The 12,453-nt window shown below is 48.8% G+C and carries 14 protein-coding genes; 11 read left to right on the top strand and 3 right to left on the bottom strand.

What is annotated here, in order from left to right; genetic code table 11:
• The first annotated feature begins 208 nt into the window (after nucleotides 1-208).
• From tusA to BKE30_RS11080, 3 genes are all read left to right on the top strand, one after another.
• Nucleotides 209-496, top strand: coding sequence for a sulfurtransferase TusA (gene tusA, locus BKE30_RS11090; protein ID WP_076878659.1), 288 nt, complete (start codon nucleotides 209-211; stop codon nucleotides 494-496).
• A 170-nt stretch (nucleotides 497-666) separates the two neighbouring features.
• The gene (locus tag BKE30_RS11085; protein WP_076878658.1) at nucleotides 667-1,299 is read left to right on the top strand and encodes a TetR/AcrR family transcriptional regulator; all 633 of its coding nucleotides are present in this window, start codon (nucleotides 667-669) and stop codon (nucleotides 1,297-1,299) included.
• 26 nt (nucleotides 1,300-1,325) lie between these two features.
• Nucleotides 1,326-2,132 carry a phytanoyl-CoA dioxygenase family protein gene (locus BKE30_RS11080; RefSeq protein ID WP_076878657.1) on the top strand — a complete coding sequence of 269 codons (807 nt, stop codon included), beginning with the start codon at nucleotides 1,326-1,328 and terminating at the stop codon, nucleotides 2,130-2,132.
• Nucleotides 2,133-2,212: 80 nt separating this feature from the next.
• On the opposite strand, the gene BKE30_RS11075 is transcribed toward BKE30_RS11080, so the two are convergent.
• Nucleotides 2,213-3,883 (bottom strand): electron transfer flavoprotein-ubiquinone oxidoreductase, encoded by a 1,671-nt coding sequence (locus BKE30_RS11075; protein WP_076878656.1) that lies wholly within the window; start codon nucleotides 3,881-3,883, stop codon nucleotides 2,213-2,215.
• Between the two features lie 201 nt (nucleotides 3,884-4,084).
• On the opposite strand from BKE30_RS11075, the gene BKE30_RS11070 reads away from it, so the two are divergent.
• The 6 genes from BKE30_RS11070 (at nucleotide 4,085) to BKE30_RS11045 (ending at nucleotide 9,489) form a co-directional block, all read left to right on the top strand.
• The gene (locus BKE30_RS11070; protein WP_076878655.1) at nucleotides 4,085-4,732 is read left to right on the top strand and encodes a DUF1285 domain-containing protein; all 648 of its coding nucleotides are present in this window, start codon (nucleotides 4,085-4,087) and stop codon (nucleotides 4,730-4,732) included.
• A 155-nt stretch (nucleotides 4,733-4,887) separates the two neighbouring features.
• A complete protein-coding gene (gene murI / locus BKE30_RS11065; protein ID WP_083698547.1) occupies nucleotides 4,888-5,826 on the top strand; it encodes a glutamate racemase in 939 nt (312 codons plus the stop codon).
• Nucleotides 5,827-5,987: 161 nt separating this feature from the next.
• The gene (locus tag BKE30_RS11060) at nucleotides 5,988-6,992 is read left to right on the top strand and encodes a DUF4062 domain-containing protein (protein WP_076878654.1); all 1,005 of its coding nucleotides are present in this window, start codon (nucleotides 5,988-5,990) and stop codon (nucleotides 6,990-6,992) included.
• A 128-nt stretch (nucleotides 6,993-7,120) separates the two neighbouring features.
• Complete coding sequence (gene hemH, locus BKE30_RS11055) at nucleotides 7,121-8,209, top strand: ferrochelatase (protein WP_076878653.1); 1,089 nt, start codon at nucleotides 7,121-7,123, stop codon at nucleotides 8,207-8,209.
• Nucleotides 8,210-8,281: 72 nt separating this feature from the next.
• Nucleotides 8,282-8,926: an MBL fold metallo-hydrolase gene (locus BKE30_RS11050; protein WP_076878652.1), complete on the top strand. Its 645-nt coding sequence runs from the start codon at nucleotides 8,282-8,284 to the stop codon at nucleotides 8,924-8,926.
• 140 nt (nucleotides 8,927-9,066) lie between these two features.
• Nucleotides 9,067-9,489: a DUF4377 domain-containing protein gene (locus tag BKE30_RS11045; protein ID WP_083698546.1), complete on the top strand. Its 423-nt coding sequence runs from the start codon at nucleotides 9,067-9,069 to the stop codon at nucleotides 9,487-9,489.
• Nucleotides 9,490-9,675: 186 nt separating this feature from the next.
• Here BKE30_RS11045 and BKE30_RS11040 read toward each other — a convergent pair whose 3' ends face one another.
• Nucleotides 9,676-9,873, bottom strand: coding sequence for a DNA gyrase inhibitor YacG (locus BKE30_RS11040; protein WP_076878651.1), 198 nt, complete (start codon nucleotides 9,871-9,873; stop codon nucleotides 9,676-9,678).
• 248 nt (nucleotides 9,874-10,121) lie between these two features.
• On the opposite strand from BKE30_RS11040, the gene BKE30_RS11035 reads away from it, so the two are divergent.
• Entirely contained in the window at nucleotides 10,122-10,733 is a 612-nt protein-coding gene (locus BKE30_RS11035) for a class I SAM-dependent methyltransferase (protein WP_076878650.1), read from the top strand.
• Nucleotides 10,730-12,001, top strand: a complete 1,272-nt coding sequence (locus tag BKE30_RS11030) for a TIGR03862 family flavoprotein (RefSeq protein WP_076878649.1) — start codon at nucleotides 10,730-10,732, stop codon at nucleotides 11,999-12,001. The genes BKE30_RS11035 and BKE30_RS11030 overlap by 4 nt, the downstream gene beginning before the upstream one ends.
• A gap of 94 nt (nucleotides 12,002-12,095) precedes the next feature.
• Here BKE30_RS11030 and BKE30_RS16045 read toward each other — a convergent pair.
• Nucleotides 12,096-12,453, bottom strand: a 358-nt coding sequence (locus BKE30_RS16045; protein ID WP_198938075.1) for a hypothetical protein, incomplete at its 5' end; no start/stop codon positions are given.

Raw genomic sequence — 12,453 nt, 5'->3', positions numbered from 1 at the left:
TGTCCAGCCAATGAATTTATAGGAAATTTCCGGGATTTCAGATAAACCGGAAACCTGAAATGGCCGATGACAACCAGCAATAGCCTCAGTTAACGTCATGCTAGGGCTATTAATATGTATAAGGTGAGAAACTCAATTTGGTGATTTTTTTATTTTTTAAATATGATGTTAAAATGTAGGGCGCTACCCTTGGCAATTACCAATTTTTATGTCTGAAAATTCCCAAAACCCTGCTGTTCCTGTGCCGGATGGCGTTGCTCTTGAGCCTATTATTCTGGACACCAGCGGCCTTAACTGCCCTGAACCGGTAATGATGTTGCATCAGGCCGTGCGTAAAAGCCAGTCGGGGCAAATTATTCAGGTAGTGGCCACTGATCCGTCGACCACACGGGATATTCCCAAATTTTGCCTGCATCTGGGCCATGAACTGCTTGAGCAGCAACAGCAGCAACACAATGGTAAAACACAGTATCTGTTTGATATCAAGAAAAAATAAAAGCTGCAAATATACTGGACTAAGCTATTACAGTGACTACAGTTGAATAAATCCAATTAATTGTAAACAAGTACTGGTTTTTAAAGGGATAGGCAGATGGGCAATTGACCTGATGCCCCAGTTCATTCACTATAATCCGATCATCTGTTCGGATTAAATTCGGGTGTTTTATGGTCAGAAAGCCACAGCAGACACGTGCCAAAATCACCGTCGATGCCATTATCGAGGCAGGTTTTATCTGCATGGTGGAACGTGGCATGGAGGGCACGACCACACGGCATATTGCTGAAATTGCTGGTATCAGTGTAGGTTCGCTGTACGAGTACTTTAAAAACAAGGAAGCTATCTACGCTGCCATGGGTCGGCACTTTACCGATGAAGTGCTGATGATGCTGAAAAACATTGCACCATTGCTGGTTCAGGTTGAACTGGAACAGGCGCTGGAAATCATGTTTTATGAATTCAGTAATTTGCTTAAGCGTGACAATGAACGCTACCTGAAATGTGTGCGGTATGTTGGCGCGCTGGAGTACGAGCAATACGTGGATAAAATGGAGCAGGGGCTGATGGAGCTGATCATGCGTTATGTGATGAATAACCCCAAATACCTGCGCGTACCCAATATTCCGGCCATGGCATATATTTGCATCAATAGCGGCATTTTTCCGATTATCCGCCACCTGATCATGCCAAATCCCAATATCAGCTTTGACGACATGATCAAGGGCGTAACCCGCATGATTGTCAGTTATGTGAATGCCGAGCTGGCTGAAAGCGCCAAAAACAGTGAAAAGCAACAGTAGGCAAGGGCAGCATTTTAGAGCACATAATGGATAAAAGCCTGCAACAGCAATACCTTCAAGGGTATAAGCAACATTATCAGCACAAGGGCTATATGATCTTGCCGCAGCTTCTGGACACCTTTCAAATTACCCAGCTTCGCCAAAGTATTGAACCCATTTATCAGCAATGGCTTGGCCAAAACCAGCATAGCCCAGGCTTTGATCAGCTGGTCAATATGCACTCACTCACGCTGCCACAATATTTTGTGCGGCAGACTGAAAAGCGGCTGGAGTTTTTTCAGCAATTGTCCTGCGCCGTACTGGTTGACCATTTAAAGGCATTGTTTGGCGAAAATTTATATTTTCATAACACCCAGCTGTTTTTTAACCCGGCTGACCCAAATAAGCAAAACTACTGGCACCGTGACCTGCAATACAGTCCGATACCTGATGCACAGCAACAGCAGGTGCATGCTGAACTGACCTCATTGCATGTACGCATTCCATTGCTGGATGAAACTGGCATTGAGCTGATTCCGCATAGCCATCAGCACTGGGATTCAGACCTTGAACACAAGGTACGTTTTGCCAAGGCTGGTCATCAGCAACATGATGACTTGCCACACAGCCAGCTCATTACCTTAAAGCAGGGCGATGTGCTGGTGTTTAATTCGCAGATGATTCACCGTGGCCGCTATGACTTCAATACCACACGGCTAGCGCTGGATATTTGCATTGGTACAGCCCATCCACTGATTCAGGGCTTTAGGGACACAGCAGTACAGCCCACTATTGACGAGTTGGCGCAGATTGAAAACAAAAGCTGGTTTGTTGTGGCAGCGAAGTTGGAATAAAAATATTGATTTAAAATTGTTCTTTTCCAGAATAAAAAAGCCCCGATATTAGATCGAGGCTCTTTTCAATCCTATCCAAATTACATATTGGGATAGTTCGGGCCACCACCACCTTCTGGGGTTACCCAAGTGATGTTTTGTGATGGGTCTTTAATATCACAGGTTTTGCAGTGTACACAGTTGGCCGCATTGATCTGGAAACGTGGCTGGTCTTTGTTGGCACCGCCATCATTTACAATTTCATATACACCAGCCGGGCAGTAACGCTGTGCGGGTTCGGCCCATTTTGGCAGGTTGATTTCCACCGGAATGTTCGGGTCAGTCAGCTTCAAATGCGCTGGCTGGTTTTCTTCATGGACGGTGTTGGAAATAAACACAGACGACAAGCGGTCAAAGCTGATTTTGCCATCAGGCTTTGGATAGGTTGGCTTGTGGTTATTTTCCTGAACCGTTTGCAGCGACTTGTAATCCGGCATCAGGTCACGCAGGGTAAACGGAATGCGGAAAATGTTCTGGTCAATAAAGTTAAAGCCGCCGCCCACAAACGTACCAAACTTATGCATGGCCGCGCCAAAGTTACGTGACTTGAATAATTCTTCACGCAACCAGCTATTGTTGAACTTGTCGGTGTACGCCGTAACTTCATCAGCAGAGCGACCAGCTGCAATGGCTTCAAAAATTGCTTCGGCACACAGCATGCCGGATTTCATGGCGGTGTGTGAGCCTTTGATTTTGGCAAAGTTCAGGAAACCTGCATCATCACCAATCAGGCAGCCGCCCGGAAAAGTCAGCTTGGGCAGGGCATTTAAGCCGCCTTTAACCACAGCACGCGCACCGTAGGAAATACGCTTGCCGCCTTCCAGATATTGCTTGATCAGGGGATGGTGTTTCCAGCGCTGCATTTCCTCAAACGGATAGGCATGCGGATTTTTATAGGACAGATCCATGATCATGCCCAGAGTAACCTGATTGTTTTCAGCATGGTACAACCACCAGCCGCCACTTGAACCAGTTTCAGTCAGTGGCCAGCCAGCACCATGCATGACCAGACCTGGCTTGTGCTTGGCAGGGTCAATATCCCACAGTTCTTTAATGCCAATCCCGTAGTGCTGAGGATCAGAATCTTTGCACAAATCAAAACGGCTCATCAGGCGCTTGCCTAAGTGACCACGGCAGCCTTCAGCAAAAATGGTGTATTTGGCCAGCAGCTCATAGCCCGGAGCAAAGTTATGGGTTGGCTGACCATCCTTGCCAATTCCCATGTCACCAGTTACCACACCGCGCACGCTGCCATCTTCATGGTACAGCACGTCAGCTGCAGCAAAGCCCGGGAAAATGGACACTTCCATTTCTTCGGCTTTCTGGCCCAGCCAGCGCACCACGTTACCAAGGCTAACTACATAGTTGCCCGGGTTGTGCATGGTCTTGGGAACGAAGAAATGTGGCATTTCCACACTTTTTTCATCAGACAGCAGGAAATAGGTTTTGTCTTCAGTCACCGGAACATTCAGTGGCGCGCCCTGTTCTTTCCAGTCCGGGAACAATTCGTTTAGCGCGCGGGGTTCCAGCACTGCACCCGATAAAATGTGAGCGCCGACTTCGGAACCTTTCTCTACCACACAAACCGATAGTTCAGGCATGTCTTTTTCAATTGCCAATTGGCGCAGGCGAATAGCGGCAGCAAGACCGGCAGGCCCTGCACCAACGATGACCACGTCAAACTCCATCGCTTCGCGTTCGATGTGTTCCATGAAGGACTCCTCATATGATAAGGGTGGCAACCGTAAGATGCTTCAAGGCAATTCGCCAGGCATTGTCCGGTGCTGCCATGAGTACAGTGAGACACAAAAAAGGTGTGTCTTAAGCATTATCCTATAGTATAAAGTTATTCACAGGTTTAAGCCAATTGGCAATACGTTGATTATTTGGTGTCAACTTGGACATATTAGACAATGAATGAAGCAAACCTACCCAAAAATCAGTCAGAAAGCCAGTCATTAACCCCACAGTCCGAAGCGGTTTCACCCGGTGCCAGCCTTAGCAAAATCGCGGCTTTACTTCAGGATTATGATGGCCACTCCAAGCGGGCGATCCCGCCACTGGAGCGCTGGAACCCGCAGGTATGCGGAAGTATGAACTTGACAGTCAAGGCCAATGGCGAATGGTGGCATGAAGGCTCAAAAATTAATCGGGAACGGCTTGTCCGGCTGTTTTCAACAGTACTATGGTGCGAGGACGACGGCCAGTATTACTTAAAAACCCCGGTTGAAAAGTTGCTTATTGAAGTGGAAGACGCACCTTTGCTGGTGACCCGCATTGAAACAGTGTGTACCGATGGCAAGCAATATTTAACCTGTATCACCCAGACTGATGACGTCATTGTCATTGATGCCCAGCATCCGGTGTTTTTGCGTAGTTATGCGGGTGAAATCCGGCCTTATATCAATGTACGCTGGAATCTGGACGCGCTGATCCATCGCAATGCATTTTACCATTTGCTGAATGAAGGTGAATTTCTGGAGCAGGATGGACAAACCGTTGTAAAATTCAGCAGTGGTGATTTTGAGTTTTGCTTAAATAGTGAGGCGCTGGCAGAATAGCGCAACTGGTTAATTGTGTGATGTTTGACGCGGCTTTGGTACAGCTTTAATCAAAGATTAAAAAAGCAGTCAAGGCATCCCACTGTTTGCCAGAGAAAATATTTTATAAATTGCTGGCTTGTGTCCAGTCCCGCTCACGTGCAAATGCTGCGCCTATGAAGTCTACGCTTACCGATTTTTTGTCTCCTGCATTAGCTGCCAGTCAGGCACAGCATGTCTTTGCCCCGATTGGAGTGTTTGACTCTGGCATGGGTGGCTTGTCCATTGTGCAGGAATTGCAGGCTTATTTGCCGCACGAAGCCATTATTTATCTGGCAGACACCAAGCATGTCCCCTATGGTGAGCGCAGTGATGATGAAATTTGCCAGCTCACCACGCAGGCTGTGCACTGGCTGCATGCACAAGGCTGCAAGGCTGTAGTCATAGCCTGCAATACCGCTTCTGCTTTTAGCCTGACACCCTTGCGTGAACACTATGGGCCGGGGTTTCCCATTATTGGGCTGGTGCCAGCGGTCAAGCCTGCCGTGTTAAAATCCCGTTCAAAGGTTGTGGGTGTGCTGGCAACGCCGGGAACTTTGCGTGGTAATTTGCTTAAGGATGTGATTGCTCAGGTGGCCGTACCAGCACAGGTACAGGTGCTGACAGCAGTAAGTCCGGCGCTGGTGCCTTTTGTCGAGCAGGGCCAGCAGGACAGCAATGCCTGCCAGCAGGAGCTGGAAAGGATTTTGCGTCCGTTACAGCAGGCCGGGGCAGATCATCTGGTGCTGGGATGTACCCACTATCCCTTTTTAAAACACAGTATCCGTGCGGTATTTGGCGAGCAGTTTGTTTTGGTGGATTCGGGGCTGGCAGTAGCACGGCAAACGGGACGGGTACTTGCCGCGCAGGCACTCAATTATCCGGGTCATACCCTGAGTACTGAAATTGAAAGTGCAAAGCAACCAGTAGTTAAGCTACAATGCTTTGTTACCGGAAATGCGAATACAGCACAGCCGGTACTTAACAGTTTAATAAAATCGTTTTCACCTGCTTTAATTTCGGTACAGCAGGCGGATATTGAATCAATATCCGCCAGTTGCGTCGCGCAGAATTGAGCGGTAGACTGCCCAGCGATGAGGACGTAAGCGTAAAATGCTTGTAAATACCACTATTGGGATAAAAGTGACCATTTTTGCAATGAACTTGCAGTATAATGTGATGAATATCACATGCTGACTCTGTGTGCATTGATGGGTGATTTAGCAAGGATGTCGTTATGATTGACAAACGCTATCATGTTTTTATCTGCACCTCAGGTGTAGATATGCAAGCTGAACGCGTTGTATTGTCACAGGCGCTTGTCAGTCAGGGGTTTTTTTCTTGGGGTCTGGAACAGCGTACACCGCTTACCACGGCATTTGCCCGTCGCCAGATTGATGACTGTGATTACTTTGTGCTGCTGCTGGGCGGTTGCTACGGCGACTTGTCTGCGTCTGGCGTTAGCTATATGCACCTTGAATACATTTATGCAGTAACCAAGCAAAAGCCGATTCTGGTGCTCATGCATGAAGCACCCGACAGCCGTGCGCCGGAATTGCAGGAAAAAACCGGTGAAGGCAAATCCAAGTTTAGCGATTTTCGCCAGCAGCTCCAGCGTGAGCGCGATGTGGTGGTAAGCTATCGCAACATGCGTGATCTGGAAATGGCCGTGCGCCATGCCATGCCACAAATGATTGAACGTCATCCTTCGGCAGGCTGGATTCGTCCGCAAAACACCCAGAAGCTACAAGAAGAAGTTGACCAGTTACGCCAGAAAATTGCCCAGCTGGAGCTTAAAAGTAATGTGTTTCGTGAGGAAGCCATCCAGATTCCACGGGTTAATCCTGACGAGCTGTTTGCCTTTGACTATAAAGTCCATGCCTATCAGGATGGTAACTTTAAGGAACTGCGTCCACAGCGTAAAATGAAGTGGGGTGAAATACTTGCGGTGCTGGGACCCGGTTTTAGCCCGGCTGCACCAGAAGAAAATTTTTCCCGCGTCATTAATGAATTTTTAAACCAGACTTCGCTGGGTGATGTACGTGAAGTTATGCCACGCGCACATGCCACAGCACGCAGCCAGATTAATATCCGGGCCTTGCATACCATTAAAATGCAGCTTAAACACAATAACTGGATTGTGCCCACCGGCCGCGATAACCGCCAGCGCCTGTTATGGGAGCTTACGCCACAGGCCGAAAAAACCTTAATGACCATTAATCAGGGCAAAAAAGCCATTTAACTGTGTTTTATCACTCATTCATCGTTTTATCCTTAAATTGCTATTGTATAAATGCCGCTAAAGGTTTTGTAATTTTGGGCCAGCCTTGCTAAGTTTAGAATAATTATTCCTGTCATTGCCTACTGTCCATGCCTGTTTCTGCCAAGCCTGCTGTATCGACCTCTGCTTTACCCGGCACTACGGTATCCAAACCACGTCTGGCCGTTGTTTTGATGAATCTGGGGACACCGGATGCGCCCACACCTGCGGCAGTCCGCAAGTTTTTAAAGCAGTTTTTGTCGGATCAGCGCGTCATCGAAATTCCCCGACTGCTGTGGGCCATAATTCTTAACCTGTTTGTCCTGCCATTTCGGCCCAGGCGGGTGGCCAAAGCTTATGCCAGCATCTGGCAAGACGGCGATTCCCCCATGCGGCTCATCCTGCAACGACAGGTAGATTTACTGCAAACCCGCCTGCAACAACGCTATACCCATGCCGATATCCGGGTGCTTCCTGCCATGAGTTATGGGACGCCCAGTACAGCAGGCGCACTGGACCAGATTAAACATGATGGCATTGAGCATGTCATTGTGCTGCCGCTGTATCCACAGTATTCGGCCACGTCCACAGGCGCTGCCATTGATGCGGTCAACCAATGGACGTCGCGCCAGCGTAATATGTTGTCCATTTGCATGATCAAGGATTATTACCAGCATTCACTACTGATCAAGGCACTGGCGCAAAGTGTACGGGATTACCAGCAACAACATGGCCAGCCTGACAAACTGCTGATGTCTTTTCATGGTATTCCACAGCCGTATGCTGACAAGGGTGATCCCTATCCAGAGCGCTGCCATGCCACGGCCAGACTGGTAGCACAGGCATTGGGCTTGCAGGATGAACAGTGGGCAATTAGCTTTCAGTCACGCTTTGGCAAACAGGAGTGGGTTAAGCCATATACCAGTGACTTGTTGCAGCAGTGGGCTGCGCAGGGCGTTCAACATGTACAGGTGATGAGCCCGGCATTTTCGGCCGATTGCCTCGAAACCCTTGAGGAGCTCTCACTGGAAAACCAGCATATATTCCTTGCGGCCGGGGGCAAGGTATACAACTACATTCCGGCGCTAAATGATCAGCCGCTGCATCTCGACTTGATTGAAGCGTTAACCACCCCATTTATTGATGGGTTCCTGAGTTCAGGTATTGTGGCGGCTACACAGCCTTCCAATCTGGCCTGACCAGTTGAATCTAAATCAACCTGCTGGCTATATTACCGCTGCTTATATCATCGTTGCCTATAGAGATACATCATGTTGCATTACCAAATCCTGACCGTTACCCCTTTTGCGCAAAATTGTACCTTGCTGTGGGACGATGAAAGCCGTGAGGCGGTGCTGATTGACGCGGGTGGTGATGTGGCCCGGCTCAAGCAGGCTATTGAGCAGTTGCAAGTCAAGCTGGTTGCGCTATGGCTGACGCATGGGCATCTGGATCATGCCGGTGCGGTGGGGGAACTGGCACAATGTTATCAGGTGCCAGTAATTGGCCCGCATGCCGAAGATGCCTTCTGGCTGGATGCACTGGAGCAGCAATCAAAAATGTTTGGCTTTCCAGTGCCGCAGCCGGTGGTGGTTAATCAGTGGCTAAACGGCAATGAAACCCTGTATCTGGGCCAGTATCCGGTTGAGGTGCGGTTTACGCCGGGTCATACCCCGGGCCACGTGGTGCTGTACAGCAGGGATTTAAATCTGGTGTGGACAGGCGATGTGCTGTTTGCCGGTTCGATTGGACGTACTGATTTTCCGCGCGGCAACCATGCGCAGTTGATTGAATCCATTCAGCGTGAGCTGTTTAGCCTGCCGGATAACACACGTTTTATTGCTGGACATGGCCCTATGGGAACCATCGGGCAGGAAAAACGAACCAATCCATTTCTGGCAGGGCGCGCAGGATAAAAGCATGTAACTTTTTGTCATAAAATATTTTCTTACAGACACAGTATTTTTCTAAATTGTGTAAGTTACTGGTAATTCATCGAAAAACCTTTACTCTAGGCTTATTACAAAATTTTTAAAATTTTAAACTGGAGTAATGAATGATGAAACACATGCTGCTAAAAAAACTGGCGTTGGCTGCCATCGCATCAGGCACTGTGGCCCTAACGGCCTGCCAGACCAACCACAATATGGACACCAAAGCACCTGTGGTCAAGAACGGCGAGATTAAGGCAGTTAAGGTAAAACCTATTTCCAGCTTCCTGATCGAAATTTCACCACGCAAGGCACTGTGTGACAGCATCAACGGGGGCCAGATTGAATGCCTGCAATACCGCAACCGTTACGAAAGCAACTTTAATCCACTAAAAACCAGTATTGAAGGCTTTAACTTTGAACCGGGCTACTCCTATATTCTGGATGTGAGACAGGATGTTATGCAAAACCCAGCATCAGGCCAGCTGGAAACCAAATGGGTTCTTAACCAGATTATTTCCAAAGCGGTAGCCCCATTGGCCAATTAATGAATCATTGCTGGCTATACTGATAACAACAAAACACTGCACAAAATAGTAACCCTGAAACTCCCGTTAATCATGATGGGAGTTTTTTATTTGCAGCCTTCAAACCATCCTGCCAGTTCAAACCATCCTGCCAGAATGAAACTTACAGGCTTAGCCATCAAGGGAAGCTGTATTTTTAGGCTCAATTTAGTCATTCAGGTCATCTTCAGACTGATGCTCGGTTAGCTCAGGCGCGGTTGGGCTGGCAATCTTGTAGTCTTCATTGGCCCATGCGCCCAGATCAATCAGCTTGCAGCGTTCTGAGCAAAACGGACGCGATGGATTATCATGCCATAGTGATGGCTTTTTGCAGTGCGGGCAGGGGAAGGTAACAGGTTTGGACATGGCATTAACAGGTTTTGCATTCAGGAAATGGTTTAGTGTAAAAGCTTGAGATTTTTTTGCAATGTGGAGTTCTGTACAATCTCAGCAAACTGGTGAAACTCTTGCTAGACTATGCCAAATGCGCTTATCCGGTAAGCTCAGGGCATTTTTATACTGCTTGTAATACACTCTTTACAGCCACCGCATGAGTATGATGTTACGCGTATCAATAGTTAGTTTTAACCGTAAACCGTTTTAGGGGATTGGCCATGTCTGCGCGTTTATTTCAGCCCCAGTACCTGCAAGCGCCGCGCAATTTTGTGGTTCCGCAGTTTGAGCGAGCCATTTGTCTGGAAATTGGTGCAGGCATGGGGCGGCATGCAATTTTGTTTGCCGAGCAGAATCCCGACAAAACACTGGTGGCCATTGAGCGTACCAGTGCAAAATTCAAGGTATTTGTAGCACGTCAGCAGGACCATCAACTGGAAAATTTATATCCGGTGCATGCCGATGCCATTCCTTGGGTGGTGCATGCCGTGTTGCCAAAAACGGTTGAGCAGTTATTTTTGCTGTATCCCAATCCGGAACCAAAAAATCCGGCGCAGCGCTGGCTGAACATGCCATTTTTTGAGTTCCTGCTGTCGCGTTTGCAGGACAATGCCCGCATTACACTGGCCAGCAATATTCCAGCCTATCTGGATGAAGCTGCCAGCCAGCTTGAACAGGTCTGGAAGCTGCCATTTGTGCGGCAGGCGATTGCAGCTGAATCGGCACGTACCCATTTTGAGGTGAAATATCTGGCACGCGGCGAACCGTGTGAGGAGCTGATTATTACCAAGCCTGCCCAGTATCAAACCCGTTTTGATGATTGGGTAAAATGACTACATCAGCCCTGTGGCACGCTATTAATAGGCCTGAAAATACCCGCTCATTAAGCAATTTACCGATAGTGATTGTAGGTGCCGGGCCAGCCGGACTGATGGCAGCAGAAGTGCTGGCACAGGCGGGCCATATGGTGCAGGTGTATGAGCAAAAGCCCTCGGCCGCGCGCAAATTTTTAATGGCAGGAAAAACCGGACTTAACATTAGCCACAATGAAGCCTTTGAGCAGTTTGTGCAGCGCTATGACCAGCCCGAATGGTTAAAGCCCATGCTGGTGCAATGTGACGCCCGCTGGATTCAGGACTGGATGCAGGGCCTTGGCATTGAGTCGTATGTGGGCAGTTCCGGGCGGATTTTTCCGGTGGAAATGAAAGCTGCACCCTTATTGCGGGCCTGGCTAAATCGCTTAAAAGCAATGGGAGTGCAGTTTTTTTACCGACATTGCTGGACAGGCTGGCAAGGTCAGCAACTGGAATTTTTGCATCAGGAGCAAGTGATCACTGTTGAGGCCAAAGCCGTAATTCTGGCAACGGGCGGCGGTAGCTGGGCAAGGCTGGGCAGCGATGCGGCCTGGATTCCTGTATTGCAGGCTCAGGACGTGGACATTGTGCCCTTGCAGCCCTCCAATGTAGGCGTGCAGGTCAATTGGTCGGACTTTATGCAGCCACTGGCCGGGCAACCCCTAAAGCGCATCAAAGCTTGGGTAACACCAGATACTAATGCTGATGGCGGGGTTTATCAGGGTGAGGCAGTGATTAGCCACTATGGACTGGAAGGTGGCCTGATATACCGGCTTGGCCGTGAACTACGCCAACAGCTTGAACAGTTACAGCCGGCGATTATTTATCTGGACTTGTTGCCGGATGTAAGCCAGACCCTGCTGGCACAAAAATTAAAACCAATGGCCAAGCAGTCGCTGAATAATATCTGGCGTAAAGCCGGTCTGGATCAGGCCAAGGCTGCCTTGTTGCGCGAAACATTGCCTAAGGCTGACTGGCAAAATCCGCAGCAGGTCGCTGCTATGGCAAAATGCCTGCCCATTCAGGTACAAGGTTTTCGGCCTATTGATGAAGCCATCAGTACCGCAGGCGGGGTTAGTCTTGCAGCGCTGGACGATCAGTTAATGCTAAGGCGCAAAACAGGTGTTTTTTGCTGTGGCGAAATGCTGGACTGGGATGCGCCAACTGGCGGCTATTTGCTCACAGCCTGTTTTGCAACCGGGCGTCAGGCCGCTCAGGGCGTTATGCACTGGCTGGCCCAGCAATAACCTACATGGTCGTAAAAGAAAAACCGACAGGCGATAGTCCTGCCGGTTTGTTCACTGGGCTATGTTGTCATCAAAGTAATACAAGCAGCTTGAATTACGGTTTATTGACTGGCTGATTTTCAGGGCTTGCTACTTTTTCAGTGAGTTCACCATCGCGGGTAGTATTGGTTGCAGGATTAGCAGCACCATGACCGTCCACAATTTGCTGGTCGGTGTCATGCTGAGACGTTTTGCTGGCATGGGTGTTGTCTTCTGCACCAGTTGTCGGTTCATCAGCAGCCGTTGATGTATTTTTTTCATCAATGAATTCAGCAGGATTATCGGCGATGTGACTGGCATTACTGGCCACAATTTCCGATGCACTGGCCGAAGCAAGGCCGCTTGCATTAGTGCTTATGGTGGCTAGGCTATCCGCAGTATCCGCAGTATCCGCAGTATCCGCAGTATCCGCA

The sequence above is a fragment of the Alkanindiges hydrocarboniclasticus genome (assembly GCF_001982605.1).
In the GTDB taxonomy this organism is placed as follows: Bacteria; Pseudomonadota; Gammaproteobacteria; order Pseudomonadales; family Moraxellaceae; genus Alkanindiges; species Alkanindiges hydrocarboniclasticus.
The sequence above is the reverse complement of the archived record's forward strand: the minus strand, read 5'-3'. Positions and strand labels throughout refer to the sequence as shown.

Bases quoted from the DNA above. Each gene is read 5' to 3' on its own strand.
- tusA (WP_076878659.1), top strand. From the start codon at position 209: ATGTCTGAAAATTCCCAAAACCCTGCTGTTCCTGTGCCGGATGGCGTT.
- murI (WP_083698547.1), top strand. From the start codon at position 4,888: ATGAAGTCTACGCTTACCGATTTTTTGTCTCCTGCATTAGCTGCCAGT.
- BKE30_RS11030 (WP_076878649.1), top strand. From the start codon at position 10,730: ATGACTACATCAGCCCTGTGGCACGCTATTAATAGGCCTGAAAATACC.
- BKE30_RS11045 (WP_083698546.1), top strand. From the start codon at position 9,067: ATGATGAAACACATGCTGCTAAAAAAACTGGCGTTGGCTGCCATCGCA.
- BKE30_RS11075 (WP_076878656.1), bottom strand. From the start codon at position 3,883: ATGGAACACATCGAACGCGAAGCGATGGAGTTTGACGTGGTCATCGTT.
- hemH (WP_076878653.1), top strand. From the start codon at position 7,121: ATGCCTGTTTCTGCCAAGCCTGCTGTATCGACCTCTGCTTTACCCGGC.
- BKE30_RS11070 (WP_076878655.1), top strand. From the start codon at position 4,085: ATGAATGAAGCAAACCTACCCAAAAATCAGTCAGAAAGCCAGTCATTA.
- BKE30_RS11060 (WP_076878654.1), top strand. From the start codon at position 5,988: ATGATTGACAAACGCTATCATGTTTTTATCTGCACCTCAGGTGTAGAT.
- BKE30_RS11050 (WP_076878652.1), top strand. From the start codon at position 8,282: ATGTTGCATTACCAAATCCTGACCGTTACCCCTTTTGCGCAAAATTGT.
- BKE30_RS11035 (WP_076878650.1), top strand. From the start codon at position 10,122: ATGTCTGCGCGTTTATTTCAGCCCCAGTACCTGCAAGCGCCGCGCAAT.
- BKE30_RS11085 (WP_076878658.1), top strand. From the start codon at position 667: ATGGTCAGAAAGCCACAGCAGACACGTGCCAAAATCACCGTCGATGCC.
- BKE30_RS11080 (WP_076878657.1), top strand. From the start codon at position 1,326: ATGGATAAAAGCCTGCAACAGCAATACCTTCAAGGGTATAAGCAACAT.
- BKE30_RS11040 (WP_076878651.1), bottom strand. From the start codon at position 9,873: ATGTCCAAACCTGTTACCTTCCCCTGCCCGCACTGCAAAAAGCCATCA.